Origin of the sequence: Corynebacterium sp. LK26 (genome assembly GCF_014335085.1) — a bacterium.
Classification (GTDB): domain Bacteria; phylum Actinomycetota; class Actinomycetes; order Mycobacteriales; family Mycobacteriaceae; genus Corynebacterium; species Corynebacterium jeikeium_D.
In genome coordinates this window covers 48,278-75,015 of record NZ_PDHB01000004.1, presented here as the reverse complement: position 1 = coordinate 75,015, position 26,738 = coordinate 48,278, and the positions used below count along the sequence as shown (strand labels likewise).

At 59.6% G+C, this 26,738-nt stretch carries 21 protein-coding genes; 15 read left to right on the top strand and 6 right to left on the bottom strand.

Annotated elements, in window-relative coordinates:
• Positions 1-23: 23 nt before the first annotated feature.
• Together CRD13_RS05205 and aceA are read right to left on the bottom strand one after the other, a co-directional pair.
• Positions 24-803, bottom strand: a complete 780-nt coding sequence (locus CRD13_RS05205) for a hypothetical protein (RefSeq protein ID WP_141698009.1) — start codon at positions 801-803, stop codon at positions 24-26.
• 448 nt (positions 804-1,251) lie between these two features.
• On the bottom strand, positions 1,252-2,544 hold the full coding sequence (gene aceA / locus CRD13_RS05200; protein WP_016421960.1) for an isocitrate lyase: 1,293 nt from the start codon (positions 2,542-2,544) through the stop codon (positions 1,252-1,254).
• A 1,016-nt stretch (positions 2,545-3,560) separates the two neighbouring features.
• Here aceA and CRD13_RS05195 point away from each other — a divergent pair.
• From CRD13_RS05195 to CRD13_RS05155, 9 genes are all read left to right on the top strand, one after another.
• Positions 3,561-5,771: a malate synthase G gene (locus CRD13_RS05195; RefSeq protein ID WP_187401362.1), complete on the top strand. Its 2,211-nt coding sequence runs from the start codon at positions 3,561-3,563 to the stop codon at positions 5,769-5,771.
• Between the two features lie 258 nt (positions 5,772-6,029).
• On the top strand, positions 6,030-6,803 hold the full coding sequence (locus tag CRD13_RS05190; RefSeq protein WP_172620228.1) for an HAD family phosphatase: 774 nt from the start codon (positions 6,030-6,032) through the stop codon (positions 6,801-6,803).
• A gap of 15 nt (positions 6,804-6,818) precedes the next feature.
• A complete protein-coding gene (locus tag CRD13_RS05185) occupies positions 6,819-9,434 on the top strand; it encodes a glycoside hydrolase family 65 protein (RefSeq protein ID WP_187401361.1) in 2,616 nt (871 codons plus the stop codon).
• 417 nt (positions 9,435-9,851) lie between these two features.
• Positions 9,852-10,592, top strand: a complete 741-nt coding sequence (locus CRD13_RS05180; RefSeq protein WP_049172378.1) for a succinate dehydrogenase cytochrome b subunit — start codon at positions 9,852-9,854, stop codon at positions 10,590-10,592.
• Between the two features lie 19 nt (positions 10,593-10,611).
• Positions 10,612-12,630, top strand: a complete 2,019-nt coding sequence (locus CRD13_RS05175; RefSeq protein WP_049172376.1) for a fumarate reductase/succinate dehydrogenase flavoprotein subunit — start codon at positions 10,612-10,614, stop codon at positions 12,628-12,630.
• Positions 12,630-13,379: a succinate dehydrogenase/fumarate reductase iron-sulfur subunit gene (locus CRD13_RS05170; protein ID WP_016421966.1), complete on the top strand. Its 750-nt coding sequence runs from the start codon at positions 12,630-12,632 to the stop codon at positions 13,377-13,379. The genes CRD13_RS05175 and CRD13_RS05170 overlap by 1 nt, the downstream gene beginning before the upstream one ends.
• Before the next feature lie 40 nt (positions 13,380-13,419).
• Positions 13,420-13,818 carry a hypothetical protein gene (locus CRD13_RS05165; protein WP_049172374.1) on the top strand — a complete coding sequence of 133 codons (399 nt, stop codon included), beginning with the start codon at positions 13,420-13,422 and terminating at the stop codon, positions 13,816-13,818.
• A 190-nt stretch (positions 13,819-14,008) separates the two neighbouring features.
• Positions 14,009-15,358 carry a DUF445 domain-containing protein gene (locus tag CRD13_RS05160; protein ID WP_076773258.1) on the top strand — a complete coding sequence of 450 codons (1,350 nt, stop codon included), beginning with the start codon at positions 14,009-14,011 and terminating at the stop codon, positions 15,356-15,358.
• Between the two features lie 79 nt (positions 15,359-15,437).
• Positions 15,438-15,794, top strand: coding sequence for a DUF2516 family protein (locus CRD13_RS05155; protein ID WP_370545760.1), 357 nt, complete (start codon positions 15,438-15,440; stop codon positions 15,792-15,794).
• A 182-nt stretch (positions 15,795-15,976) separates the two neighbouring features.
• On the opposite strand, the gene purU is transcribed toward CRD13_RS05155, so the two are convergent.
• The 3 genes from purU to CRD13_RS05140 all read right to left on the bottom strand — a co-directional run bounded on the left by purU (position 15,977) and on the right by CRD13_RS05140 (position 18,270).
• A complete protein-coding gene (purU, locus tag CRD13_RS05150) occupies positions 15,977-16,882 on the bottom strand; it encodes a formyltetrahydrofolate deformylase (RefSeq protein ID WP_016421970.1) in 906 nt (301 codons plus the stop codon).
• 17 nt (positions 16,883-16,899) lie between these two features.
• The gene (locus CRD13_RS05145; protein WP_049189514.1) at positions 16,900-17,670 is read right to left on the bottom strand and encodes an LmeA family phospholipid-binding protein; all 771 of its coding nucleotides are present in this window, start codon (positions 17,668-17,670) and stop codon (positions 16,900-16,902) included.
• 102 nt (positions 17,671-17,772) lie between these two features.
• Entirely contained in the window at positions 17,773-18,270 is a 498-nt protein-coding gene (locus tag CRD13_RS05140; protein ID WP_049189515.1) for a DUF2505 domain-containing protein, read from the bottom strand.
• An 85-nt stretch (positions 18,271-18,355) separates the two neighbouring features.
• On the opposite strand from CRD13_RS05140, the gene CRD13_RS05135 reads away from it, so the two are divergent.
• Entirely contained in the window at positions 18,356-19,531 is a 1,176-nt protein-coding gene (locus CRD13_RS05135; RefSeq protein ID WP_187401397.1) for a UDP-N-acetylmuramate dehydrogenase, read from the top strand.
• Positions 19,532-19,844: 313 nt separating this feature from the next.
• Here the strand turns inward: CRD13_RS05135 and CRD13_RS05130 are convergent, their stop codons facing one another.
• Positions 19,845-21,680, bottom strand: coding sequence for a long-chain-fatty-acid--CoA ligase (locus CRD13_RS05130; protein ID WP_187401360.1), 1,836 nt, complete (start codon positions 21,678-21,680; stop codon positions 19,845-19,847).
• A 259-nt stretch (positions 21,681-21,939) separates the two neighbouring features.
• On the opposite strand from CRD13_RS05130, the gene mshA reads away from it, so the two are divergent.
• The 5 genes from mshA to CRD13_RS05105 all read left to right on the top strand — a co-directional run bounded on the left by mshA (position 21,940) and on the right by CRD13_RS05105 (position 26,701).
• On the top strand, positions 21,940-23,202 hold the full coding sequence (mshA, locus tag CRD13_RS05125; protein ID WP_187401396.1) for a D-inositol-3-phosphate glycosyltransferase: 1,263 nt from the start codon (positions 21,940-21,942) through the stop codon (positions 23,200-23,202).
• A 59-nt stretch (positions 23,203-23,261) separates the two neighbouring features.
• Entirely contained in the window at positions 23,262-23,747 is a 486-nt protein-coding gene (locus tag CRD13_RS05120; RefSeq protein ID WP_049192977.1) for a YbjN domain-containing protein, read from the top strand.
• Between the two features lie 70 nt (positions 23,748-23,817).
• Positions 23,818-24,564: a phosphoglyceromutase gene (locus CRD13_RS05115; RefSeq protein WP_016421977.1), complete on the top strand. Its 747-nt coding sequence runs from the start codon at positions 23,818-23,820 to the stop codon at positions 24,562-24,564.
• A gap of 130 nt (positions 24,565-24,694) precedes the next feature.
• A complete protein-coding gene (locus CRD13_RS05110; RefSeq protein WP_016421978.1) occupies positions 24,695-26,002 on the top strand; it encodes a cell wall metabolism sensor histidine kinase WalK in 1,308 nt (435 codons plus the stop codon).
• 3 nt (positions 26,003-26,005) lie between these two features.
• Entirely contained in the window at positions 26,006-26,701 is a 696-nt protein-coding gene (locus CRD13_RS05105; RefSeq protein WP_016421979.1) for a response regulator transcription factor, read from the top strand.
• Positions 26,702-26,738 lie beyond the last annotated feature (37 nt).

Here is a 26,738-nt window from a genome sequence, read left to right as displayed (position 1 = left end):
GGGCGTCGTAAAGCGGTGGTTTACTACGACATCTTTAGTGAGGGAGACGGGAGGCCAGGCGAGCCGAGTGAACCGCCGAAGCCGCCGACCCTGGGAGCCTTGCCGGATTCGTAGCCTGCGAAGACGTACTGCTGCTTATGCGGATCATCGTTGTCCGTGCAGTAGACGAGAGCGGCGGCCTCGAAATCTGTTCGCTCGCCAGAACCTGGCTTATTCAGAACGACTTCGTGAGTGGAAGTGTCGAAAGGCTTGAGCTCGAAGACGGGAATCTCGCCAGTATGGCCGGCCAACTTTGCCTGCTCCCAGGCGCGGAAAAGCTGCGCGCGAGTGTTCAGCTGCTTGCCCAGGGCGGAGCCCAGCAGCCCGTCCGGAACAAATTCCAACAGTCCGTTGGTGGGGATGACACCCAGGAGAGGTACGTTGATGCCATCGGAAGGGACATTTGGCCAGGTGCGGTAGTAATCCACAGCCTGCGCGACGATTTCGGCTTCAGTCACCGTGTTAGGCAGTTGAGCTGGCTTCTTCGCATCGGTAGAAACACCCGGAGCGAAACAGGAGAAGTTGCTGTCGTAGTTGTTCTTAATTTCGACGGTGACGGTGTCTTCACCCTTGTTTTCCCCGACAATGACCTGGATTCGTGGGCTGTCGGTGACGACAACGTTGCCGTCAGACGATGCGCCGGGCAGAAGGCTGTTCATGTCCTGCGCCGAGGCTACGGAGGCGGATCCGAAAACTACGGCAGTAGCTACTGCAATGACAGTGGCGGGCCTGACTGAGTTCTTGGGGGAAAGCGTACTGGACATGCGTGAGAAGAGTCCGGATTTCATAAACGTATCTTTCGTGGAGAAGTGAATATTCCCCGTGGCAACCACGCGCAACTGAAATCCCGAAGGGTTGGCGAGGAAGGATTGAAAAGCTCCGAAAACTATCCACGGGGGCATGGGATACGCACAGGAAGCTGTACCCGTGACCACAAAGGGTGATACAGATGTTACCAGTGTGACTACTGTGACACATGTTGTAAAAATGCCACGGGGGTAACCACATTAATCCAGGTGGGAAGGCATTTATGAAATCAGATGCATTGCGGGGTAGCTGGCAATAGTCAAGCTCGTTGAAAGGTTGCACGCTTCACGACGGCCCGGAGTCGACACGTCGATGAACACACAAAAACACCCAGCGAGGGCTGTAAGTGCAACCCTCGCTGGGTGTTGAAGTTAGGTCCTTGACCTAAGCCCTAAGTCGAGTGACTTAGAACTGACCCTCCTCGGTGGAGCCCTTCAGGGCGGTGGTGGAGGAGTTCGGGTCGACGGTGGTGGCGATGCGGTCGAAGTAGCCAGCGCCAACCTCGCGCTGGTGCTTGACAGCGGTGAAGCCGCGCTTCTCGGCAGCCTCGAACTCGCGGTTCTGCAGGTCGACGAATGCGGACATCTGCTCGCGAGCGTAGCCGTAAGCCAGGTCGAACATGCCGTAGTTCAGGGCGTGGAAGCCAGCCAGGGTGATGAACTGGAACTTGAAGCCCATCTTGCCCAGCTCGTTCTGGAACTTGGCGATCTCGTCCTTCTCGAGGTGAGCGGACCAGTTGAAGGACGGGGAGCAGTTGTAAGCCAGGAGCTGGTCCGGGTACTCAGCCTTGACGCCCTCAGCGAACTTCTTAGCCAGCTCGAGGTCCGGAGTACCGGTCTCCATCCAGATCATGTCAGCGTACGGAGCGTAGGACTTTGCACGCTCGATGCACGGCTCCAGGCCGTTCTGGACGTGGTAGAAGCCCTCGGAGGTGCGGTCACCGGTGATGAACTTCTGGTCGCGCTCATCAACATCGGAGGTGATGAGGGTAGCGGCCTCAGCGTCGGTGCGGGCGATGATGACGGTCGGGGTGTTGGAGACGTCAGCAGCCAGGCGAGCAGAGGTCAGGGTGCGGATGTGCTGCTGGGTCGGGATCAGGACCTTGCCGCCCAGGTGGCCACACTTCTTCTCAGAAGCGAGCTGGTCCTCCCAGTGGGTACCAGCGGCACCAGCGTTGATCATAGCCTTCTGCAGCTCGTAGACGTTCAGAGCGCCACCGAAGCCAGCCTCACCGTCAGCGACGATTGGCAGCAGCCAGTTGTCGACGGAGTCGTCGCCCTCGATACGAGCGATCTCGTCTGCGCGGAGCAGAGCGTTGTTGATGCGGCGAACGACGTTCGGCACGGAGTTGGCCGGGTACAGGGACTGGTCCGGGTAGGTGTGGCCGGAGAGGTTAGCGTCACCAGCAACCTGCCAACCGGAGAGGTAGACAGCCTTCAGGCCAGCGCGAGCCTGCTGAACGGCCATGTTACCGGTCAGTGCGCCCAGAGCGTTGATGTAGGAGTCGTCCTTAACGTTGACGCCTTCCCACAGGATCTCAGCGCCGCGGCGAGCGAGGGTGTTCTCCTCGACGACGGAGCCCTGGAGCTCAGCAACCTGCTCAGCGGTGTAGTCGCGGGTGATACCTTCCCAGCGCGGGTTCTCGTCCCAATCCTTCTGGATTTCGGCGGCGGTACGTGCCTTACCAACGTTAGACATAAACGGAGTCACTTCCTTTTGCTTGCTTTTTGAACTCCGGGTGCTGACTTAAGAACAATTCCGACAGAACCGATCTACAGGCTGACCCGATAGTGACCGCGGTGTCACGTGAATGCAGGGGGCGCTAGCAGAGTGCTGTACCCCTGCACGCAAACACGCGAACAAAAACAATGTCCGCTTCCGCGTGCCATGTCTCACATTTTGGGGCATAGCGCTACGTTCGTCAAGCAGCTTCCGATGTGAATTCAAGTATGTAATACGGATAACACTTGTGAAGATTGCAAACATTGTGATGTGTAGCTTGGCTTTAACAATTTTCGCCTGTGACCGGCCGGTACATTTGTACTGTTATTTCCCTATGGCGGGCTCGCGAATAATGTTCCCCCCGCTTTGGGGTGATTTATATTTTGGTATTTATCAAAGCCGGCCGTTAACAGTGTTTGGGGTTTAGGGGGTGTTTCGCTACCCCCGAAATTATGGCCGTAAAGGTGGAAACGGGCTTCTAAATACACTGCCGTTACACCGTCAGTACCCCGCCGGAGCATCCCTGGGTAGTGGCCAGGGTCTCGGTTGTCATCTCGCTTTTATGGTCTGGTTTGAAGGCCGAGGCTGTAGCGACGTGATTGGTCGCTGGCCGTTGATACGCAGGTCGCAATAGTAAATGTCTGTGAGGCGCGACACTTTCCCATTGTGTGTGGTGTTCTGTGGCTGGAGGAAAGAGTGCCGGGGATGCTGCAGTCAATGCGGGTGGGGGAGGGCTGGTTGTGGCGTCAGGATTGAATGCCCGAATGGTCATTGGGGAGGGGTGGGGTCTGTTCGCAGGGTGCTCGTCGTAAAGCGAATGAAATGGCAAATGTGAGCGGCGCTATACCGGGCTGGCGGTTGGCGGTTATGGAAAAAGGCGGTTCATAAGTGCGCCGAATCACATACAGTAGGGGAACAACGCATCCAGTGTGAGCCGCTGACGTGGCCGTGGCTGGATGGGCAAATTGCAATCAATAGTTTTGAGGAGAGCAATGGCACAGCGTATTTCGGCAGGTGGAATGCAGGTCGCGAAGGTTCTTTACGACTTCGTTAATGACACCGCACTCCCCGCCGCCGGCATTGAGGACAAGGACGCGTTCTGGAACGGCTTCGGTGACATTGTCGCTAAGTACACTCCGCGCAACCGCGAGCTGCTGGCCAAGCGCGATGAGCTGCAGGAAAAGCTCGACGCTTGGTACAAGGAACACCCGGGCGAGCAGAATCAGGATGAGTACGTCGCATTCCTGAAGGAAATTGGCTACCTCGTTGACAACCCGGGTGACTTCCAGGTCACTACCGCTAACGTCGACACCGAGATCACTTCCACCGCTGGCCCGCAGCTGGTTGTGCCGGTCCTCAACGCCCGTTTCGCCATCAACGCTGCGAACGCACGCTGGGGCTCGCTTTACGACGCGCTGTACGGCACCAACGCTATTCCTGAAGATGGCGGTGCGGAGAAGGACACCCCGGGCTACAACAAGGTCCGCGGTGACCGCGTTATCGCATGGGGTCGTAACTTCCTGGACAAGGCTCTGCCGCTGGTCGACGGTTCCCACGCGGACGTCACCTCTTACGACATCGTCGACGGTCACCTGCAGGCAACCCTGGAAGGCGGCGCTACCTCCGGTCTGCGCGAGCCGGAGACCCTGGTCGGCTACACCGGTGACAAGGACGCGCCGGAGTCCATTTACTTCAAGCACAACGGTCTGCACATCCAGCTGCTGATTGCCCCGGAGTCCCCGGTTGGCAAGACCGACAAGGCTGGCGTCAAGGACATCATCCTGGAAGCCGCTGTCACCAACATCATGGATCTCGAGGACTCTGTCGCCGCAGTTGACGCTGCAGACAAGACCCTGGGTTACACCAACTGGTTGGGCCTGAACGTCGGTGACCTCGCAGTCGAGTTCACCCGTGGCGGCAAGAAGCTGTCCCGTACCATCAACGACGACCGCACCTACACCGCTCTTGACGGTTCCGAGGTCACCCTGCACGGTCGTTCCCTGAACCTGGTCCGTAACGTCGGCCACCTGATGCAGAACCCGGCCATCCTCGACCGCGACGGCGAGGAGATTTTCGAGGGCATCATGGATGCCGTCGTCACCGCTGTGTGTGCAATCCCGGGCCTGGACCAGGACAACGCACGTAAGAACTCCCGTACCGGTTCGATCTACATCGTGAAGCCGAAGCAGCACGGCCCGGATGAGGCTGCATTCACCAACGAGCTGTTCGCAGACGTTGAGAAGCTGCTGGGTCTTCCGCACAACACCCTGAAGGTCGGCCTGATGGACGAGGAGCGTCGTACCTCCGTCAACCTGGACGCCGCCATCAAGGCTGTTTCCGAGCGTGTCGTCTTCATTAACACCGGCTTCATGGACCGCACTGGTGATGAGATCCACACCTCCATCCAGGCTGGTCCGATGTTCCGCAAGGCTGTCCAGAAGACCGCTCCATGGATGCTGGCTTACGAGGACAACAACGTCGACTCCGGTCTGGCACACGGCCTGCAGGGCAAGGCTCAGATTGGTAAGGGCATGTGGGCCATGACCGAGCAGATGGCCGAGCTGCTGGAGCAGAAGATCGGTCAGCCGAAGCAGGGTGCTTCCACCGCGTGGGTTCCGTCCCCGACCGGTGGTGTCCTGCACGCTACCCACTACCACGAGGTTGACGTCTTCGGCGTTCAGGACAAGCTGCTTACCGACGGTCGCCGCGACACCTTCGGTGATCTGCTCACCATCCCGGTAGCGGCAGCTAAGGCTGGCGAGCCGGGCGCTGACTGGTCCGATGAGGACAAGGCCAACGAGCTGGATAACAACTGCCAGTCCATCCTGGGCTACGTTATCCGCTGGGTTGAGCAGGGTGTTGGCTGCTCCAAGGTGCCGGACATCAACGATGTTGACCTGATGGAGGACCGCGCTACCCTGCGTATTTCCTCCCAGACTCTGGCTAACTGGCTGCTGCACGGTGTTGTCACCGAGGAGCAGATCATCGATTCGCTGGAGCGCATGGCCGAGGTCGTTGACCGCCAGAACGAGGGCGATGAGGCATACCTGCCGATGGCTCCGGACTTCGACAAGTCCATTGGTTTCCAGGCCGCCAAGGAGCTCATCCTCGATGGTGTGAACCAGCCGTCCGGTTACACCGAGCCGATCCTGCACCGCCGTCGCCTGGAGTTCAAGAAGCGCGAGGGCATCGACCAGGATTAATTCTTGGTCGGGCTGCGGCTGCCGAGCCTGAAATAACAAAATAGATATCCAAACTGCCGGTGTGTAGGTGGTATTGGCTAACCTCTGATGCCAATTCCGCATGCGCGCCGGCAGTTTTGTTTTTGGGGGAAGCGCACCATGATTCTCGGATTCGAGATACCCGGGTTCGCAAGCGGGGTAGGGGCAACGTTGCTAGCGTTGATTGGGAAGTTAATTGAGAATATGCAGTCTGCAACGTCCAAGGAGCTGCGACCCCCCATGACTAATTCCACGACCGACAGTGCTACCAACCTCGCCAAGGCCAAAGAATTCCTCCATAGCGCGGGCGCAATCCTCTTTGACCTCGACGGGGTAATTACCCCTACTGCCGATGTTCACGAGCAGGCGTGGGCGGACATGTTTAGCGACTACTTCGAGCACAAGGGTGTCTCGGCCTACACAGAGGAGGACTACTTCACCTACCTCGATGGCCGCCGCCGCGATGAGGGCATCGCAGCAATCCTGGAATCTCGCGGCATTTCGCTGCCACACGGTAGCGATGAGGACACAGCGAAAGACGAGACGATTGTCGGGCTCGGGAAGCGCAAAAATGATGACTTCTTGGCGCGAGTCGAGAGGGGAATTGAGGCCTACCCGGGGTCGGTTGCGCTGCTCGACGAGTTACAGGGCGCGAGGGACTCGTCGGCAAGCGAAAAACCGCAGTTGGCGGTGGTTAGCTCGTCGAAGAACGCGGTGCCGGTGCTGACGGCCGCTGGGCTGCGTGAGCGGTTCGTGGAGATTGTTGACGGCGTGGTGGCGCATGAGAACAACCTGCCGGGTAAGCCAGCCGCCGATACTTTCGTGTACGCGGCGAAGAATCTGGGGGTGGCGCCGCGCGATGCTGTGGTGGTCGAGGATGCCATCAGTGGTGTGCAAGCGGGTGCAGCCGGCGCATTTGGTCTGGTCATTGGTGTTGACCGCGGTGCTGGTGCGGAAGCGCTGCGCCGAGCGGGCGCCGACGTTGTGGTCAGTGACTTGGCGGCACTCGTCTAGGCTGGCTCGTGACAAATGGCTGAGACAAAACCGGAAGGCATCATGGCCAACGATTCGACCACGGCAGCAGTCGACGAGACTGAGCGTGTGATTCCGCAGGGGCAGGGTCACGACGCGGAGACCGCAGAGGCTGAAAAACAGGAGGAGACGGTGTCCCCAGTTCGTCGTAAGCAGCGTCGTAACTTCCCGGCGGATCGTGCGGATAAGCACCACCACCTTGTAAATGCCGAGGGACTCATGGACCGAGACATCACTCCGGTCGATGAGTGGCGTCTGATTGAGACGAAGCCGAACGGCCTCCCGCTCGGTTTGGGCGAGACGCTGTTTGCGCTGTCGAACGGGTACATCGGCATGCGTGGCAACCCGCCGGAGGGCCGTGACTCCAGTGAGCACGGCACTTATATCAACGGTCTGCATGAGACCTGGCCGATTAGGCACGCCGAGGACGCCTACGGCCTAGCCCGCCAGGGGCAGACGATTGTCAATGCTCCGGACGCTAAGGCAATGCGTCTCTACATTGACGATGAGCCCCTGCGTCTCGGCAATGCTGAGGTCAGCGACTACGAACGTAGCCTGGATTTCCGCGAGGGCGTGCTGCGTCGTCGGTTCATTTGGCGCACCCCGGGTGGCAAGCGCGTTCGCGTCACCTCTGAGCGCATGGTGTCTTTCCAGGAAAAGCATGTCGCCGCGATGAGTCTGGAAGTCGAGCTGCTGGATGCGGATGCTGCGGTGATGATTAACTCGCAGATCCTCAACCGCCAGGACGGCGAGGACGAATACCACGATGCCGCTAAGGCGCAGGGCACCGAACTGGATCCCCGTCGCGCCGAGGCGCTGGAAGACCGCGTTCTCATTCCGGCATTTCAGTCGGAATCGGCGCACGGGCAGCGCTCGACGCTGGGCTACCGCTGCGCGAACTCCGGTATGACCGTGGCTACCTCCATGGACCACACCTTTACTGTCCGCACTCCCGACGGCACGGAGCCGTTCGTAGAGATTTCGCAGTCGACCGAGCCGGATGTGGCCAGCTCCCTGTTCAACCTGGATGCGCCGGTCGGCACTGTCATACGCCTGGAGAAGCTGGTCGCGTACCACTCCTCCCGTAAGGTGCGTGCCGAAGAGCTGGCATTCCGCTGTGAGCGCACCCTGAACCGCGTCGGCCGCATCGGCATGCTGGGGCTGATGGAGAACCAGGAGGAGTGGCTCGAACGCTTCTGGGAGCGCTCTGACGTGGTCATTTACAATCAGCCGGAGATTCAGCAGGCAGTGCGCTGGAACATTTGGCAGATTATCCAGGCCGCCGCCCGCGCCGAATTCCAAGGCGTCCCGGCCAAGGGAATGACCGGCACCGGCTACGGCGGCCACTACTTCTGGGACACGGAAATCTACGTGACCCCATTCCTTACCTATACGTCGCCGCAATTCTCGCGCAATGCCATGCGTTTCCGCTGGGACATGCTCGAAGCCGCGTGGGCGCGTGCCGACGAACTGGCGCACGACGGTGCCCTCTTCCCGTGGCGCACTATCAATGGTCAGGAGTCCTCGGCCTACTTTGAGGCCGGCACGGCGCAGTACCACATCGATGCGGACATCGTGTACGCGATGATGAAGTACGTCTATGCCTCCGGCGATGAGGAGTTCCTGCTCAAGGAGGGCACGGATCTGCTGCTCGGCACGGCCAGATTCTGGATGTCGCTGGGATTCTTCGATGCCGAGCATCGAGAGTTCCAGATTCACAGCGTCACCGGTCCAGATGAGTACAACACGGTGGTGAACAACAACCTGTACACCAACGTGATGGCGCAGTATAACCTGCGGGTTGCTGCGGACGTCGTCAAGCAGATGAAGCGTGATCGCCCTGCTGCCTATCGCGAACTGACCAACCGCTTCGACCTCACCGAGCGCGAGGTTGAAGAGTGGGAGCAGGCCGCTGAGGCGATGTACATCCCGTTCGATGAGAAGCTCGGCATTCACCCTCAGGATGACCAGTTCCTGCTGCGCAAGCGCTGGAATCTCGACGACCCCGAGGTTGGCCCGCTGCGCCCGCTGCTGCTGCATTACCACCCGCTGACGATTTACCGTCACCAAGTCATTAAGCAGGCGGACGTCGTCCTCGCACTGTTCCTCATGGGCAATCGCTTTACGACGGAACAAAAGCGCGCAGACTACATGTATTACGATCCGCTCACCACTGGTGATTCCTCGCTGTCCGCCGTTGTGCAGTCCATTGTTGCGGCCGAGTTGGGCTTGCAGGAGCAGGCAATGGACTTTTTCCTCCGCGGACTCTATGTGGACCTGGCGAACTTGCATGGCAACGCTGCCGATGGTGTCCACGTCGCATCTGCCGGTGGAGTGTGGCAGTCCCTGGTCTATGGCTTCGGTGGTTTCCGCGACCACGATGGCCGCTACAGTATCGATCCGCGTCTGCCGGAAGACTGGAGTGGTCTGACGTACCGAGTCACTATTCATGGTTGTCGTATCCGGGTGACGGTGCGTGGCCGCACGGTGGAAGTCGTCCTGGAGGAGGGCGACCACCAGGTTGGACCGATTATGGTCGCGGGCCATGAGGTGATCGTTGGTCCGGAGCCGTTGACCGTGGTGATGGCGAACTCGGATCAGAGCGAGGATTAGTCGGACGGCTTCGGCTGTACACGGTGCCAATGGGGGGGGGATTGCCTGTTGGGGGTGGCTGTTTGGGTTCTTTGGGGAATTCGGCAGGGGTAAAAATAAAGAATTTCGCAACATAATTATTGAGTATTAAAACCGTCCACCTGAGAAAAGTGGGCGGTTTTTTTATTTTCGTGCTATTTATGTTGCGTTATTAGCTGGTTTGGGCAGGTAAAAAATCGGCAAAAGTCGGGGTAGGGGCGTTTTTATGGTGGGGAAGAGGATTTATACAGCGACGACATCAGAAGTGGCTAAAATGCGATAACCTGAGAAAAGGCGGAGAAAAGACCTAGGTAACCTGTGAAAATCCCCACCCAAAAGGGGGAAAAATGTTTACCAGGCGCTGTGTGACTTTAGAGTGAATATGACACTGGAGGTGCCATGACTGTTAAAAGTTCAAACCGTGACGCAATCGCGCACGGCAAAATTAATGTAGAACCGCTGCGCGAGCAGCCTAAATACCCCTCATGGGCTCTGAAGCTGACCATGGCCGTCACTGGCGTGCTGTTTGGCCTCTTCGTTATTGTCCACATGCTGGGTAACCTGAAAATTTTCGCTGGCGCGGAAGACTTCAACGCATACGCGACCTTCCTGCGCACTGTCGGTGCTCCGGCAGTTCCGAACGAGGGCATTTTGTGGGTTTTCCGCATTGTCCTGCTGGTAGCTATTGTCCTGCACATTTTCGGTGGCCTCACCCTGGCTGCACGTGCTAAGCAGTCCCGCGGCAAGTTCCGCCGTCAGGGCATGGTGTCCAGCTGGAACACCTTTACTGCACGTTCGATGGTGATCACCGGCATCGTACTGCTGGCTTTCATCATCTTCCACCTGCTGGACCTGACCATCGGTGCTGGCGTTGCTCCGTCTTCTTTCGAGCACGGTGAGGCGTACCAGAACGTGGTTGCGTCCTTCTCGCGTCCGGGTGTTGTTGTTTGGTACATCATTGCGCAGCTCGCTCTGCTGCTGCACCTGTCCCACGGTCTGTGGACTGCTACTTCCGACCTCGGTATCACCGGTAAGCGCTGGCGCAAGGTTCTGCTGTTCCTGTCCGGCCTGCTGCCGCTGCTGGTTGTTGTCGGCAACATCTTCATCCCAGTCGCCGTCCTGACCGGTCTGGTCTCGTAGGTCGAGGAGGAAATTTACTATGACTAACACTGAAGCAACCGCCGCTGCGGACTTCCGCGCGCCGGAAAGCGTTGTCGACGGGGTCAAGATCGGCAAGGTTCTGTCCGATAACTCCCCGGGTGACAAGGTCTCCATGAAGGACCACTGGCAGTACCAGAAGGATCACGCCAACCTGGTTTCGCCGCTGAACCGTCGTAAGTTCCGCGTCATGGTCGTCGGTACCGGCCTGGCTGGCGGCGCTGCCGCTGCTGCCCTCGGTGAGCTCGGCTACGACGTGCAGGTTTTCACCTACCACGACGCTCCGCGCCGTGCGCACTCCATTGCTGCACAGGGTGGTGTGAACTCCGCTCGCGGTAAGAAGGTCGACAACGACGGCGCTTACCGCCACGTCAAGGACACCGTTAAGGGCGGCGACTACCGCTGCCGCGAGAACGACTGCTGGCGTCTGGCTGTAGAGTCCGTCCGCGTCATCGACCACCTGAATGCAATTGGTGCTCCGTTCGCTCGCGAGTACGGCGGTACCCTGGCAACCCGTTCCTTCGGTGGTGTGCAGGTCTCCCGTACGTACTACACCCGTGGTCAGACGGGTCAGCAGCTGCAGCTGTCGACTACCTCGGCTCTGCAGCGCCAGATTGGTCTCGGCAACGTCGAGATCTTCACCCACAACGAGCTGGTTGACATCATCGTCGCCGACGGCCGTTGCCAGGGTGCCATCATGCGTAACCTCATCAATGGTGAGCTGACCGTTCACACTGCTCACGCAGTTATTCTGGCTACCGGCGGTTACGGCAACGTCTACCACATGTCCACGCTGGCCAAGAACTCCAACGCTTCGGCCATCATGCGTGCATACGACCAGGGTGCTTACTTCGCATCCCCGTCCTTCATCCAGTTCCACCCGACCGGTCTTCCGGTCAACGCGCACTGGCAGTCGAAGACCATTCTGATGTCCGAGTCGCTGCGTAACGACGCACGTATTTGGACCCCGAAGAAGAAGGGCGACGAGCGCCCGGCCAACGACATCCCGGAGGACGAGCGCGACTACTTCCTGGAGCGTCGCTACCCGGCATTCGGTAACCTCGTCCCGCGTGACGTCGCTTCCCGTGCCAACTCTCAGCAGATTAACGCCGGCTACGGTGTTGGTCCGCTGAAGAACTCCGTCTACCTGGATCTGCGTGACGCAATTGAGCGCCTGGGCCAGCCGGTCATCAAGGAACGCTACTCGAACCTGATTCAGATGTACGAAGAGGCAATCGGTGAGGACCCGTACAAGGTTCCGATGCGCATTGCTCCGACCTGCCACTTCACCATGGGTGGTCTGTGGTCTGACTTCAACCAGATGACCTCCATCCCGGGTCTGTTCACCGGTGGCGAGGCATCCTGGACCTACCACGGTGCAAACCGCCTGGGTGCAAACTCCCTGCTGTCCGGTTCGGTCGACGGTTGGTTCACCCTGCCGTTCACCATTCCGAACTACCTTGGCCCGCTGCTCGGTACCGACCGCCTGGCTGAGGATGCCCCGGAGGCCAAGGAAGCACTGGACCGCGCTCAGGCTCGCCTGGACAAGCTGATGAGCATCCAGGGTAAGCACGGTGCTGAGTACTTCCACCGCCAGCTCGGTGAGATTCTCTACCGCGACTGTGGTGTGGCCCGTAACAAGGAAGACCTGGCTCGCGGTATCGAGGAGATCCGCGAACTGCGTAAGGCATTCTGGTCTGACCTGTTTATCCCGGGTGAGCCGAATGAGATGAACCAGCAGCTCGAGTACGCTAACCGTGTTGCTGACTACATCGACCTCGGTGAGCTCATGTGTGTCGACGCCCTCGACCGCGATGAGTCCTGCGGTGCTCACTACCGCGATGACCACATCTCCGAAGATGGCGAGGCAGAGCGCGATGACGCTAACTGGTGCTTCGTTTCCGCATGGGAGCGAGGCAACAATGGTCCTGCATGGGATCTGTCCGGTCACGAATTCATTCGCCACGCCGAGCCGCTCACCTTCGAAGCCGTCCCGCTCATGACAAGGAACTACAAGTAATGAAACTGCACCTTGAAATCTGGCGCCAAGCAGGTCCGAACGTCGAGGGACACTTTGAATCCGTTGACGTTGACGACGCCGTCGCAGAGATGTCGATCCTGGAGCTGCTTGACCACGTCAACTCCAAGTACGTCGAGTCCGGCAAGGAGCCGTTCGCGTTCGCATCTGACTGCCGTGAGGGTATCTGTGGTACCTGTGGTCTGAACGTCAACGGTCGTCCGCACGGCCCGGGCCAGAACACCCCGACCTGTCAGCAGCGTCTGCACCAGTTCAGCGATGGTGACACCCTGAAGATCGAGCCGATGCGCTCCGCCGCATACCCGGTCATCAAGGACATGGTCGTTGACCGCTCCGCTCTGGACCGTGTCCTCGAGCAGGGTGGCTACGTCTCCATCAACGCTGGTACCGCTCCGGATGCAGATACTCTGCACCTGAACCACGAGACCGCTGAGTTCGCACTTGACCACGCAGCCTGCATCGGCTGTGGTGCTTGTGTCGCAGCTTGCCCGAACGGTGCTGCACATCTGTTCACCGGCGCAAAGCTGGTTCACCTCTCCCTGGTCCCGCTGGGTAAGGAAGAGCGTGGCAAGCGTGCCCGCAAGATGGTTGACGAGGTCGAAGGCACCTTCGGTCCGTGCTCCCTCTATGGTGAATGTGCTGACGTCTGCCCGGCCGGTATCCCGCTGACTGCGGTTGCCGCCGTTACCAAGGAACGAGCTCGTTCGTTCTTCCGCGGTAAGGACGACTAAACTCTTTCTCGATTAGAGTTTTCCAGAAGGGACATAGATTATGGCGAATGCAGTCAAGCGTTACCAGGGCGAAGAGCACTTCGTCGACGGTTACGTGCCTCAGAGCATGAATGCCGAATACTCCTCGCTTCACAAGAGCATTACCTGGATTGGCATGGGACTCATGCTCGCCTCTCTGGCGGCTTGGGGTACCTTCATTTTCGGTCTCGCAACGACCGTTTTTGCCGACCAGACTGCTGCCTCTCACAGCAATGGTTTCCTGGCTAAGGATGCCGCCAACTACACCGACTACACCGGTGGTTGGAACTTCGACGGCAGCGTGTTCATGTGGGCTGGCCTGGTAGTCGCACTGGTTATGGTTATTGCGGGTGTGGCCTGCATCTCCATCGGTCGTCGTGACTACAAGGCTTACCGAAAGGAATTCGGCACTCACCACTAAAGGCTCGCCCCAGTTTAAAGGGGCTCGCCTCTAGTCGGATGCAACGCTAGCCTTTTGAACTAGCACCTCCACAGTTGATGCCACCGTGCACAGTGTGCTGAGGTAGGGAAGTACTGAGAAGTACTTCTCTCACCAACAGCGGACTGCGGCGCGGTGGCATTTTCGCGTTTTCGGCGCCTAATCTATACACATGGATAACAACCCCGCTAAGCTCCCGGCAGCTGTCGATTCGGTCTCGGACCGTCTCGAAGTTCCCGGGCCATCACCTGAGGTTGAATCGGAAAAACGTGCGCAACTGCGTAAGGCCAAGGCCTTCGCTACGATGCTGCTGGTCATCGCAACCGCTGTGTATTTCACATGCCGCGGTATTGAGTCTTCACACCTATCCGCAGGCGAAGTTGTGCCCGCGTGGGTGGGCTACGTTCGCGCTGCTTCTGAGGCCGGCATGGTCGGTGCCCTCGCCGACTGGTTCGCAGTCGTAGCCCTGTTCCGCCACCCGCTCGGCATTCCTATCCCACACACCGCTATCGTCCGCCGCAAGAAGGACCAAGTCGGTGAGTCCCTGGCGCAGTTCGTCGGTGATAACTTCCTGAACCCCGCTTTGATTGTGGACAAGGTGCGTAAGGCCGAGATTCCTGAGCGTATCGGCGAATGGCTGGTAGCGCCGGGAAACGCCGACAAAGTGTCCGCAGAGGTCGGTAAGTTCACCGGAAATGTGCTGGAGGCGATTAATCCTGACGATGCCGCCGCAGTGCTGAAGTCAGCAGTCATCGACGAAGTTGCAGCCCCGGAGTGGGGGCCACCAGCGGGTAAGGTTCTCGAGCAGCTCATCGAAGAGGGGCGCACCGAGCCTATTGTCCAGCAGATGGCTGAGTGGCTGCACCGGAAGTCGCTGGGCTCGCAGAATCTTATCGACCGACTTGTCGGAGAGCGCGCCCCCTCCTGGGCACCGAGCTTTGTCAACGATCTCATCGGCGACAAGGTCTATCGCGAGCTGGTTGACTGGACCTGGCAGGTGCAGCATGACCCTAAGCACGACGCGCGCCTGGCGCTCCACCGCTTCCTCACGCAGCTCGCCGTTGATTTGCAGAACGACGAGAAGACCATCGCCAAGGTCGAAGAAATTAAGACTGACATTCTTTCGTCCGCCACCGTCACACAGGCACCGGCGAAGATTTGGGCATCGACATCCGCAAAGCTTGTCGACGCTGCCCGCGACCCGGACTCCCTGCTCCGTCGGAAGGTCTCGGAAACGGCCGCCCGCTACGGCGAGCGGATCCAGTCTGATCCTGAGTTGCGCAAACGAATGGACCGCCGTCTGGAAGCGGCTGTCGTCTTCATCGCTGAGAACTACGCGGGCGAGATTACCTCGATCATTTCCGAGACCGTCGAGCGTTGGGACGCCGATGAGGCTTCCGACAAGATTGAACTGATGGTCGGTCGCGATCTGCAGTTCATTCGCGTTAACGGCACTGTTGTCGGATCACTGGCCGGTTTGGCTATTTACACCCTGTCGACCTTGGTGTTTGGGGCTATTTAGCAGCACAACCCAGCACATCAGACCGTGTGCGTTAGCATGTAAAAAGCAATGCATCCCTGTTAAAGGAGTTGTTCCCCCGGTGCGCCTGTTACCATCTTTGCCCAGTCTTGCGGATTCGCCGCTGATGGCAATTTCCGTCTATGTGGACGTCCTGTTTCAGTTCGCCATTCCGTTTGTCATCGGCATCTTGGCGCTACTCGGTGCGGTGCTTGTCATCACCACCCGCGCGGATGCCTTTGACGCTGCAGACCGCAAGAGCCGCAACGTCTGGGCCGGCATGCTGGTCGGTTCGGCTATCTTCCTACTCCTGCCGTGGCTGGGCTGGGCAATGCTGGGCATCCCGCTGATTGCCGGACTAGTCATCACGGGGATTTACTGGCTGGATGTTCGCCCACAGATCAAGGACATTTTGTCGAACGCACAGGGCGGTTATTAGTCCCGGGCGGGTGTTAGTCCAGGGCGGGTGTTAGCCCGCACAACTGAGAAAGTGTCTGGGTTTATGACAGTTTCTGGGTGAAAAACCCGGTGATTTTGTCATAAACCCAGACACTTTCTTTCTGGGGGAGGGGATAGGGATAGGTCTGGCTCCCCGAAAACCTACTGGAACACCACGGTAACCTACTGGAACACCACGGTGCGGTTGCCGTAGACCTGCACACGGTCCTCCAGGTGCCAGCGCAAACCGCGGGCGAGGACCTGCTTCTCCGCATCGCGCCCCTCACGCTGCATGTCCGCAGCGGTGTACTTGTGGGAGACACGCATGACGTCCTGCTCAATAATCGGGCCGTCGTCGAGGTCCTCAGTGGCGTAGTGGCAGGTGGCACCGATGAGCTTCACACCACGTCGATAAGCCTGCAGGTACGGGCGCGCGCCCATGAACGACGGCAGGAAGCTGTGGTGGATATTGATTGCGCGGCCTTCCCACTTCTCGCACAGATCCGGCGGCAGAATCTGCATGAAACGTGCGAGCACGATGGCATCCGGGTTTTCGGCATCGACAATCTCGGCGACCTCATCGAATGCCTTACGCTTGCCGACGGCATCCTTGGGGAAGGGCACGTGGTGGAAGGGAATGTCATACGCTGCGACCAGTGGCTCCAGATCGCGGTGGTTACCAATTACTGCAGCGATTTCCATCGGATAGTCGGACTGTGCGACGCGGCCGAGCAGATCCTGCAGGCAGTGGCCTTCCTTGGTCACCAGGATGACAGCGCGCTTCGGGACAGCGTTGTCGGTGACCTTCCAGCGGACCTCAGGGCCCCAATCACCGACGAGCTCAGCGAACTTCTCGCGCAGCTCTTCTACCGTCAGGTCGAGAGCGTCGGCGCGGACCGCCTGGCGAGTGAAAAACCATCCGGTCTCCGGGTCGGAGAAGAAGTCCGCCTCGGTAATCCACGCACCTATGTCGGACAGGAAGGTCGACAGGGTGGAAACGATACCGGTACGGTCTGGACAGCCGAGCGAGAAGATGTACTGGCGCTCGGTGGGAGTACCGCTATTTGCGGTGATGAGAGAGCGAGTCATTCTCGGTATCTTACCTGCTAGCTAAAGGTAAGTTCGCTCACGGTCGACAAAGGCAGATTTGCGCCCGTCAGCGTCAACGCCAGGCCCTCCCCGGTGACGTGCGCTTCCTCCACCTGCATACCGTGGCCGATGTCGTAGCTCAACAGCGTACCGCTCGCTTCTCCCAGCCAGCCGGCCAGGCCATCGAGGTTTAAGCCGAGGATTGAGCCGCCCTCCAAGTTGATTTCGATATGACCGCCGTTGGCAATCGGGCGGAACTTGGAGGTCGCAAATCCGGAGGCGAATTCAATGTTGAACAGGCCTTCGTCCGGCAACGGCGTGATTGTGGAAGCGCGTACACCGCTTTCCCGGTTAATTAGCGCCTGCAGCAGTTGAGGTGGGATTGTGACGTCTACTCGCAGCGACTCTGCCGTCGGATCCGCACGATTGCTCAGATCCACGTTTTCCAGGTGCACTTCCGCTGCCGGGTCACCGTTGATCTCCGGTGCGCCACCCAGCGCCTCCGGGTTCTTGACCTCCAGTGTGTTCGGAGTGGACAGATCCATCGAGGGCACTGACTTGGTGGCCAAGGCGAGCAGTATCGGGCGGGTGCCGAAAGAAACCTTGGGGTCTTCAGTGACCGTCGCACCACGCTCTTCGGCGGAGGTGCGGTAGCCGTCGGAAATCTCCTTGCTCACGAACATCCGGACGCCGATTTCGCCGGCGATCGCAATGAGCGCCACCACGATGATGACACCGAGGACGGTGGGCAGGACTTTGACGCTCGACGAGCGTTTAGCAGAACTCATGGTTCCCAGTCTTGCTTAACGACGGCTCCGTCGCTACCACTTATCTTCGCCCGGTATCCGTCCCCTCGGTGTCGCCCCGGAGTGCCCCCCCCAGTGCGCAACCTACTTAGCGACGTAGTCCGCCAGCACAGCGGTCTCAGCGTTGAGGACGCGTTCCAGGTACGGAGCTGCCTTCTCCTCGAGCTTGCCGCCGAGCAGCGGCACGTTGATGGAGAACTCGGAGTTGGTGGTCAGCACTGAACCTTCACCCTGGGCGGTGAGCTTCTGGGACGCACTGAAGGACGCCGGTACGCCCGAAGCTTCTGTGGTCACGGTGGAGGTCGCGCCGTCGTCGTTAAGCGGGCTGATGACGAACGTGCGCGTCATGCCGACCCCGGACTTGACGAACTTCTGTGCCTGCGCCGGAATCTTGTCAGCAGAGACGGTCTGGCGAATCACGACGGTGGTGCCAGCGTCGGTGGTCTCGAACTTTTCCACCTTGCCGTCAGCCGCCGAGAAACGGTTTGCGACCTTCTCCCAGAAACCGGCGTCGGTGAGGGCCTCGTAAACCTTCTCAATCGGCTGGTCGAAGTTGACGGTGTGCGTGTTAGTCGTAGTCATGCGCTTGATGATACGTAATTTGCACTACGCTAGGGGCGTGGAAAATCTCGACCAATCGCCGAACCCAATTCACCTGACCTCCGACATGGAAGAAGCCATCGATGGGCTTGCGGGGCTAGAGGGGGTGGAGCTCAGCACGCATACCGCTTTCGCGGATTTGACGACGCTCCGCCTCGGCGGGGTGCCGCGTGCCGTCGTCCGGTGTAGCACGACGGACGCTGTGGTCGATGTTGTACGCGCGCTTGACGACGCTAACGTGCCCCTCCTCATCGTGGGAGGCGGATCCAACCTGGTGGTAGCCGATGAACTCGAGCCGCTGGTGGCCGTGGTGATCGAGGCCGACAACGTGACCATGAGCACTCGCGGACACGGGCTGGAGTCCGTGTCGGCAATCGTGGAGGCCGAGGCCGGTGCGGTCTGGGACGAGGTCGTGGAGATGAGTGTCGACGCAGGTTTTGGCGGCCTTGAATGCCTGTCGGGTATTCCGGGATCGGCCGGAGCCACTCCGGTGCAGAACGTTGGCGCCTACGGTGCTGAGGTGTCGCAGGTCCTGGACTCGGTGCAGCTTTACGATCGCGCAACCGGCTCGGTCGAGTGGGTGGAACCGGAGTCTCTCGACCTTTCCTACCGCTACTCGAACCTGAAGTTCACCGCACGGGCAGTGGTGCTGGCCGTGCGGTTCGAGCTCAGTGTGGATGGCATGTCCGCGCCACTTCGCTATGGCGAACTGGCGCGGCGCCTGGGCGTCGACGAGGCCGAGGCTGCGGCTGGCGAGATTCGCAGGCCGGCTGAGTTGGTGCGCGAAAAGGTGCTTGAGCTGCGCTGGGGCAAGGGCATGGTGCTCGAAGATGCTGACCGCGATACCTGGTCGGCGGGTTCTTTCTTTACCAACCCGATCATTCCGGAGAACTCGGTGGAGGCCGTGCGTGCAAAGGTTGCCGCGCTGCGTGGGGCCGATGAGGCCGCGAATATGCCCGCATTCCCCGCTGGCCCCGGCCACGAGGGAGCCGTGAAGCTCTCGGCGGCGTGGCTTATCGAGCGCGCCGGGTTCCCCAAGGGCTACCCCGGTGACGGTGCGCCCGCGCGACTGTCGACTAAGCACACTCTTGCCCTGACCAACCGCGGGGAGTCCGGCGATGGTACGCCTACGACCGCCGCCGACTTGGTGGCTTTAGCGCGCGATGTGCGCGCTGGTGTGGAAAAGGCCTTCGGCGTGACCCTGGTGCCCGAGCCGGTGTGGGTCGGCGTGAGCATCGACTAGGCCCGCGGCGGGTGGCTGATGGCCAGTGGGGGGCGGACTGGAGAGGCTGGCGGGACTGCTGGGGCTGGCGGGCTTGATGGGGGGGCGCTGGAGTCGCTGGAGCCGCTGAGTAGTCCTCAGCTTGCGCTCCCGGGCCTTCTCTCAGGGTCGGGGATAGAGAAAGTGACTAGGTTTATGACATGTGAATATTATTCACCCTCAGTTTTTTGTCATAAACCTAGTCACTAAGTCTGGGGGGGAGCCGGGGTCCGCCTTAAAGGGATAGGAGCCCGCTCTACTCAGGCCCCTATCCCAACTACAAAACCACCGTGAACTAATGGTGCTTGCGGTGGGAAAGCGAATCGACGCTCTGGCCCTTCTGCTCCAGCTGCGTGAGCAGCACGTCGCGGACATCGCGGCGGCGGACCTTGCCCATCTGGTCGCGAGGAAGTTCCTCCAGGTGGAAGAATGCGCGCGGCACCTTGTACCGGGTCAGGTTGTCGTAGCAGTGGTCGCGGTAGGCGTCGGAATCCAGTCGGGCGTAGTCAGCAAGGGTGATGGCGGCCACGACCATCTCGGAGCCGTCACTCTTCGGGAGGCCGACGACCGTGGCATCGGTGATGTCCGGGTGGGAGAGCAGTACTTCCTCGACTTCGGCCGGGTAGACATTGAAGCCACCTGTGATGATGACCTCCTTGATGCGGGCAACCAGCTTGATGAAGCCGTCCGACTCCATGACTCCGACATCGCCGGTGCGGTACCAACGATCGCCAGCGGGAAGCTCAGCAGGCCCATCGGTGAAGGACTTCTCCGTTGCCTCCGGGAGGTTGAGATAACCGGCGAAAACCTGTGGGCCTCGGACGATGACCTCGCCCTCCTCGCCGTCAGCGCGGAGCTTGGTGGGATCTTCGGGGTCAACGATGGCGACCTCGGTGTCCGGGAATGGCAGGCCAACGTAGCCGGGGCGGCGGTTACCGTCCATCGGGTTGCCGACGATGATCGGTGACGTTTCGGTGAGGCCGTAGCCCTCGACAAGGCGCCCGCCAGTGAGTTTCTCCCACTTCTGCACAAGGGAAACCGGCAGGGTAGCAGCACCGCAGAAGGCGAACTTCACGCCGGAGAGGTCGACATTATCGCGCTCGGCGGCTTCGACAATCTTCTCGTAGAGAGTCGGCACACCAGGCACCCATGTCGGGCGATTGTTCTTCATCACCTTCATAATCAGCGGAATCTCCGGTGCCGGCACCAGCACCAGTTCAGCGCCAATCAGCATGGACAAGTTGGTGACAATGGTCAGGCCGTAGGCATGGAACATTGGCAGGATGCCGAGGGAGATTTCCCGCTCCTTGCCAAGGCCCGGCACCCAGGCCTTGCCCTGCAGAATGTTGGCGACCAGCCCGCGGTGGCTCAGCTGCGCGCCCTTTGGCGAGCCCGTGGTGCCAGAGGTGTACATCATCACTGCAGTGTCATCGGCAATGATGGATTCATCGGCCTGGAGGTCGTGGCCGTCTCCGCCGACGGCGTCGTGAAGCAAAGCGTCAAAACCCATGACCTGCGGTGCGGAGGAGTGCAGCTTAGCGCGGGCGGCGCGGAGTTTCGGCAGCGGGATCGACAGGGCGGTGCGCATGACAAACGGCAGGTCCTGCAGCATATTGACCGCGATGATGGTCTCGAGCGGGGTGTTGCTGCGAAGGTCTTCAAGTACGGGGACGATCTTGTCCCAGCAGATGGCAAAGCGGGCGCCGTGGTCGTTGAATGGGTGGCGCAGTTCGTGGGCGGTGTAGAGGGGGTTGTGCTCTACGGCAACAGCGCCGAGGTGCAGAACTGCCCAGTAGGCGATGACGTGCTGCGGGCAGTTCGGCATGAGCAGTGCCACGCGATCGCCTTTGCGTACGCCAAGTGCGCGCAGGCCGGCGGCAACGCTGCGAACCTTGGCATCCAGCTCGGCGTAGGAGGTGGAGCGACCGAAGAAGGTCAATGCCTTGCGGCGCGGGTGGTTGCTCAGAGTGTGGCGGTAGACGTCTAGGAGGGTGTCGAAGTTGTAGTCGATGTGGGGTGGGGTCCACTCCGGATACAGGTTCAGCCAGGCCTTGGAGGCCGCAGCGTTGGGTGTGGAACCGTGAGCTGGGGCAGAGTCATTTGCAGCGTGTGAGCTGGATGTATCGGCCATGGGATCCTCCTAGGTTTTTGTTTATCGCCTGACTATGTCGTGAGGTGATAATAACCTACGACGTAGTAGGTATCGACCTCTATTGTGCCGTACGTCGCACTGCGATGCCGGAATTCCTATACACGTATTTGAGGTACTCATTTGCGGGGTTGCCCCTGGCATAGGCACTCTGGGCAGTATGAGCGAAACATTTCCGGCGGCAACGGCGGGCGCAGACGCGGCCACCTCTAACACCCCGGCGTGGCCGAACCGCATCGCGATGATCTCCATGCATACCTCTCCGCTGGAGCAACCGGGCATCGGTGACGCTGGTGGCATGAATGTCTACGTGCTGCGCACCTGCGAGGAGCTGGCGCGACGCGGTGTGAAGGTGGATGTTTTCACCCGCGCCACGCGTTCCAGCGATGGGCCGGTGATTCAGGTCAGTGAGAATTTCCGTGTCATCAACATAGTGGCTGGCCCATATGAGGGGCTGGAGAAGTCAGACCTGGCTACGCAGATGCCGGCTTTTGCTGGCGGGGTTATTGAGTTCGCCCGCAAACAGGGGATTGAATACGACCTGATTCATTCGCACTACTGGCTCTCTGGCCAGGTGGGGTGGTTGCTGTCGGATTTGCTTGATATTCCGTTTGTGCACACGGCGCACACGCTGGCGGCGGTGAAGAACCTCCATCTGGCGGAGGGGGATACGCCAGAGCCTGAGTCGCGTCGTATTTGTGAGCAGCAGATTGTGGACAATGCGTGCCGGCTCATCGTCAATACAGATGCCGAAGCTAAGCAGCTCGCGGATCTCCACGATGCCGACCCGTGGCGCATCAATGTCGTGCCGCCCGGAGTGGACGTGGAGCTCTTTTCGCCGGGCAGCGATCGTGCCACCGAGCGGTCCCGTCGTGAGCTGGGCATCCCGTTGCACACTAAGGTCATTTTGTTCGTTGGTAGGCTGCAGCGGCTGAAGGGGCCGCAGGTATTGCTGCGCGGTGTTGGCGAGCTCATGCGTCGCCATCCCGCCACTAATGTCCGAGTGATTATCTGCGGTGGCCTGTCCGGTTCTGGGGTGCACGCGCCCGACGAGTTCACCAATCTCGCCGCGGAAGAGGGGATCGATCACCTAGTCCGTTTCATGCCCCCGCGCCCGCCGCAGGACCTGGCGAAGCTCTACCAGGCCGCAGACATCGTCGCCGTGCCCAGTTACAACGAAACTTTCGGGTTGGTGGCGATGGAGGCTCAGGCCACCGGCACTCCCGTTGTCGCGGCGAATGTTGGCGGGCTCTCCATCGCTGTCGACGATGGGGTCAGCGGTTTGCTTGTCGACGGTCACGAGCCCGCAGCCTGGGCCGATGCCCTCGGTCGCCTGGTGGAGGACGACGAGCTGCGCATTAAGTTGGCCACCCAGGCGCGCGAGCACTCCTTGGAGTTTTCCTGGCAAAAGACCGTGGATCGGTTGGCCGATGTCTATCATCGAACCGAACTCCAAAAGGAAAATTGTCCCGGCTCTATCCGGGATGCGGGCGGCTCCCGGTAGGTTTCGTTAGCTTCAGTACCGCCAGAGCCGTAGCCACAAAAGCAGGGAGATGATTCACGATGAGCACGGACATCCAAGTACAGCTGAAATCCCTCGGTGAGCAGCTGGAACGCCTCGGTGTCGAGCATGGTATTGCAGACAATGCCGCCGTGGTGGTTCTGCCTGGTAAGAAGAAGCTGAAGACCGTCGTTGGCCTCATCCCGGCGCCTGACTCCCTGCGTGTCGAAGCCTTCGTTTGTCGCGCTGTCGAAGAAAACCACGAGGCCGTCTACAAGTGGTTGCTGCAGCGCAATCGTCGGCTGTTCGGCATCGGTTACACCATTGACGCCGCCGGCGACATCTACCTGGTTGGTCAACTGCCGGCTCAGATTTCCGACGATGACCTCGACCGCCTCCTCGGTCAGCTGCTCGAGACGGCCGATGGGGACTTCAACCAGATCCTCGAACGCGGCTTTGCATCGGCAATTAAGCGCGAGTGGGAGTGGCGGGTTGACCGTGGGGAAAACCTGGCCAATCTGGAGCAGTTCCGCCACATGGTTGAGTAGCCGGGGGTAGCAACCCACATAGCGGGGCAACGAACGGCGGGCTTTCCCGTTTTGGGGCACAATTAGGGGTATGAGCAATGGAAAACTGATTCTTGTCCGTCATGGCCAGAGTGAGTGGAACGCATCCAACCAGTTCACGGGCTGGGTCGACGTTGCACTGACCGACAAGGGCCGCGCTGAGGCAGTACGTGCCGGTGAGATGCTCGTAGAGGCAGGCCTGAAGCCGCAGGTTCTCTACACGTCGCTGCTGCGTCGCGCAATTAACACCGCACACATTGCCCTGGATACCGCTGACCTGTTGTGGATTCCGGTTATCCGTGACTGGCGTCTGAACGAGCGCCACTACGGTGCTCTGCAGGGTCTGAACAAGGCAGAGACCAAGGAGAAGTACGGCGAGGACCAGTTCATGTCCTGGCGTCGCTCCTACGACACTCCGCCGCCGGAGCTGTCGGATGACAGCGAGTTCTCGCAGGCTAATGACCCGCGTTACGCCAACCTGGATGAGGTTCCGCGCACGGAGTGCCTCCTGGACGTCGTGAAGCGTTTCATTCCTTACTTTGAAGAGGAAATCCTGCCGCGTCTGAAGGCCGGTGAGACTGTCATGGTGGCAGCTCACGGTAACTCCCTGCGTGCACTGGTCAAGCACCTGGACAACATCTCGGACGAGGACATTGCCGCTCTGAACATCCCGACCGGTATCCCGCTGGTTTACGACTTTGATGCTGAGGGCAAGGTTTTGAACCCGGGTGGCACCTACCTGGATCCGGAAGCTGCAGCTGCAGGTGCTGCTGCTGTTGCTGCTCAGGGCAACAAGTAAAAATGTAGGTGTTTGATAGGCCGATAAGGGGCGCAGCCAAGTGGGGCTGTGCTCCTTGGTCTATTTAGAGCTAGCTAGCGCACTGATTTTCAGCGCGCGCGGATTGTGAAAAGAGCTTAGGGTAAGACCCGTGTCAAAAATCATTATCGCCGCTCTATTAGGTGCTGCGGTTATGGCAGCTGTGCTGATTCTTGGTGGAGTTGTCTCGGGTGCCTATAACGCCGCTCGGCGTCAGAAGAGCGACGAGGAAAGTTCAATAACCACCATGGCGCAGGTCATGCACCTGGCCATTCAGAAGTCTCCGACGGGTGTGGTGGTCGTTGACATCTCACGTGATTTGATTTTGTCGAACTCCATGGCGCACAAGTTAGGGCTGGTCTATGAGCGCCGCCTCAATGACGTGGGCTGGGAAGCTGCGCTCAAGGTCTTTGACTCGCAGGAGGACCAGGAGCTAACGCTGGTGCTGCCGTCGCGCCGGGCGGGGGCGCCGGACACAATTGTCCGCTGTCAGCTAACTCCGTTGTCACTGGTGGACGACCGTTTTGTGGTGATTTATGCGGCGGATGTCTCCGAACAGGCCCGTATGGAGGCCGCGCGACGTGACTTTGTGGCTAACGTTTCCCACGAGCTCAAGACTCCGGTGGGGGCCATCAGCCTCTTGGTCGAGGCGCTGAATGAAGCTACCGACGACCCGGTTGCCGTGCGTCACTTTAGTGAGAGCCTGACGCAGGAGTCCAAGCGGATGTCGACCATGATTACGGAACTCATCTCGCTGTCGAAGCTGCAGGGGGCAGAGCCGCTGCCGGACATGTCTCCCGTGAAGGTTGAAGAGATTGTCCAAGGAGCTGTGCGTCGTAACCAGATGCTCTCGGAGCAGGCGGGTATTGAAATCACCGTTGACTGTGAGCCGGATTTGGTGGTTGAAGGTGAACGCAGCCTGCTGATCACCGCGGTGTCCAACCTGATTTCAAATGCGATCAACTACTCGCCAGAGGCCACGCCTGTATCTGTGACTGCGGTCAAGGAGGATAACGACACCGTCGCTATCCGCGTCACTGACCGCGGTATCGGCATTTCCCAGGCGAATCAGAAGCGTATCTTCGAGCGCTTCTTCCGTGCGGATAAGGCACGCTCGCGGGCGACAGGCGGTACCGGTCTGGGCTTGGCAATTGTTAAGCACGTCGCAGCGAATCACAAGGGAACCGTGAAGCTGTGGAGTCGGCTGGGCACAGGATCGACCTTCACCATTGAGCTCCCGCTGATGGAAAAGAACGGTTCCGCGTCGAATGATGGCGATGTATCTGCACGTTTGCCAATCGGCCACACCCAGCCTGCGGGTAAAATTGCGGCTAAGAAAAACGCGCAGCGCGGTACGGGCAAAACCCGTGGCAAGGATAAGGATTCCCAGAACAAGGATTCCAAGGAAGGAATGAAGTAATCCGTGACTGAGGTACTTATTGTCGAAGACGAGACGGCTTTGGCGGAGCCGCTTGCGTTTCTGCTGCAGCGCGAAGGATTCGAGGTGCGGATGGCCGCTGACGGCCAGGAAGCACTTGCAGAATTCTCCAAGGCAGAACCGGACATTGTGCTGCTGGACCTCATGCTGCCAGGTATGAGTGGCACCGAGGTCTGCAAAAACATCCGCTTAAAGTCCTCTGTCCCAGTGATTATGGTGACCGCCCGTGACACTGAGATTGACAAGGTCGTCGGCCTCGAAATTGGTGCGGATGACTATGTGACCAAGCCGTATTCCTCTCGGGAACTTATTGCCCGTATCCGGGCTGTGCTGCGCCGCGGTCGCCACGACGACTCCGACGATGTCGAGGATATCTACGAGGAGGTCTTGCGCGGCGGCCCGGTCGTGCTGGACGTCGAGCGCCATGTAGTCACCGTTGACGGCGATGATGTCGCAATGCCGCTCAAGGAATTCGACCTGCTGGAGTACTTGCTGCGCAACCGTGGTCGTGTGCTAACCCGTGGCCAGCTCATCGACCGCGTCTGGGGCTCCGACTACGTCGGCGACACCAAGACGCTGGACGTACACATCAAGCGCCTGCGCTCCAAGATCGAGCGCAATCCTTCCTCGCCGGAGTTCCTGGTCACCGTTCGCGGCTTGGGTTACAAGTTCGAGGACTAGCTCAGCAGACTGCTGCCGACAATCTCCGCCGTCGGTC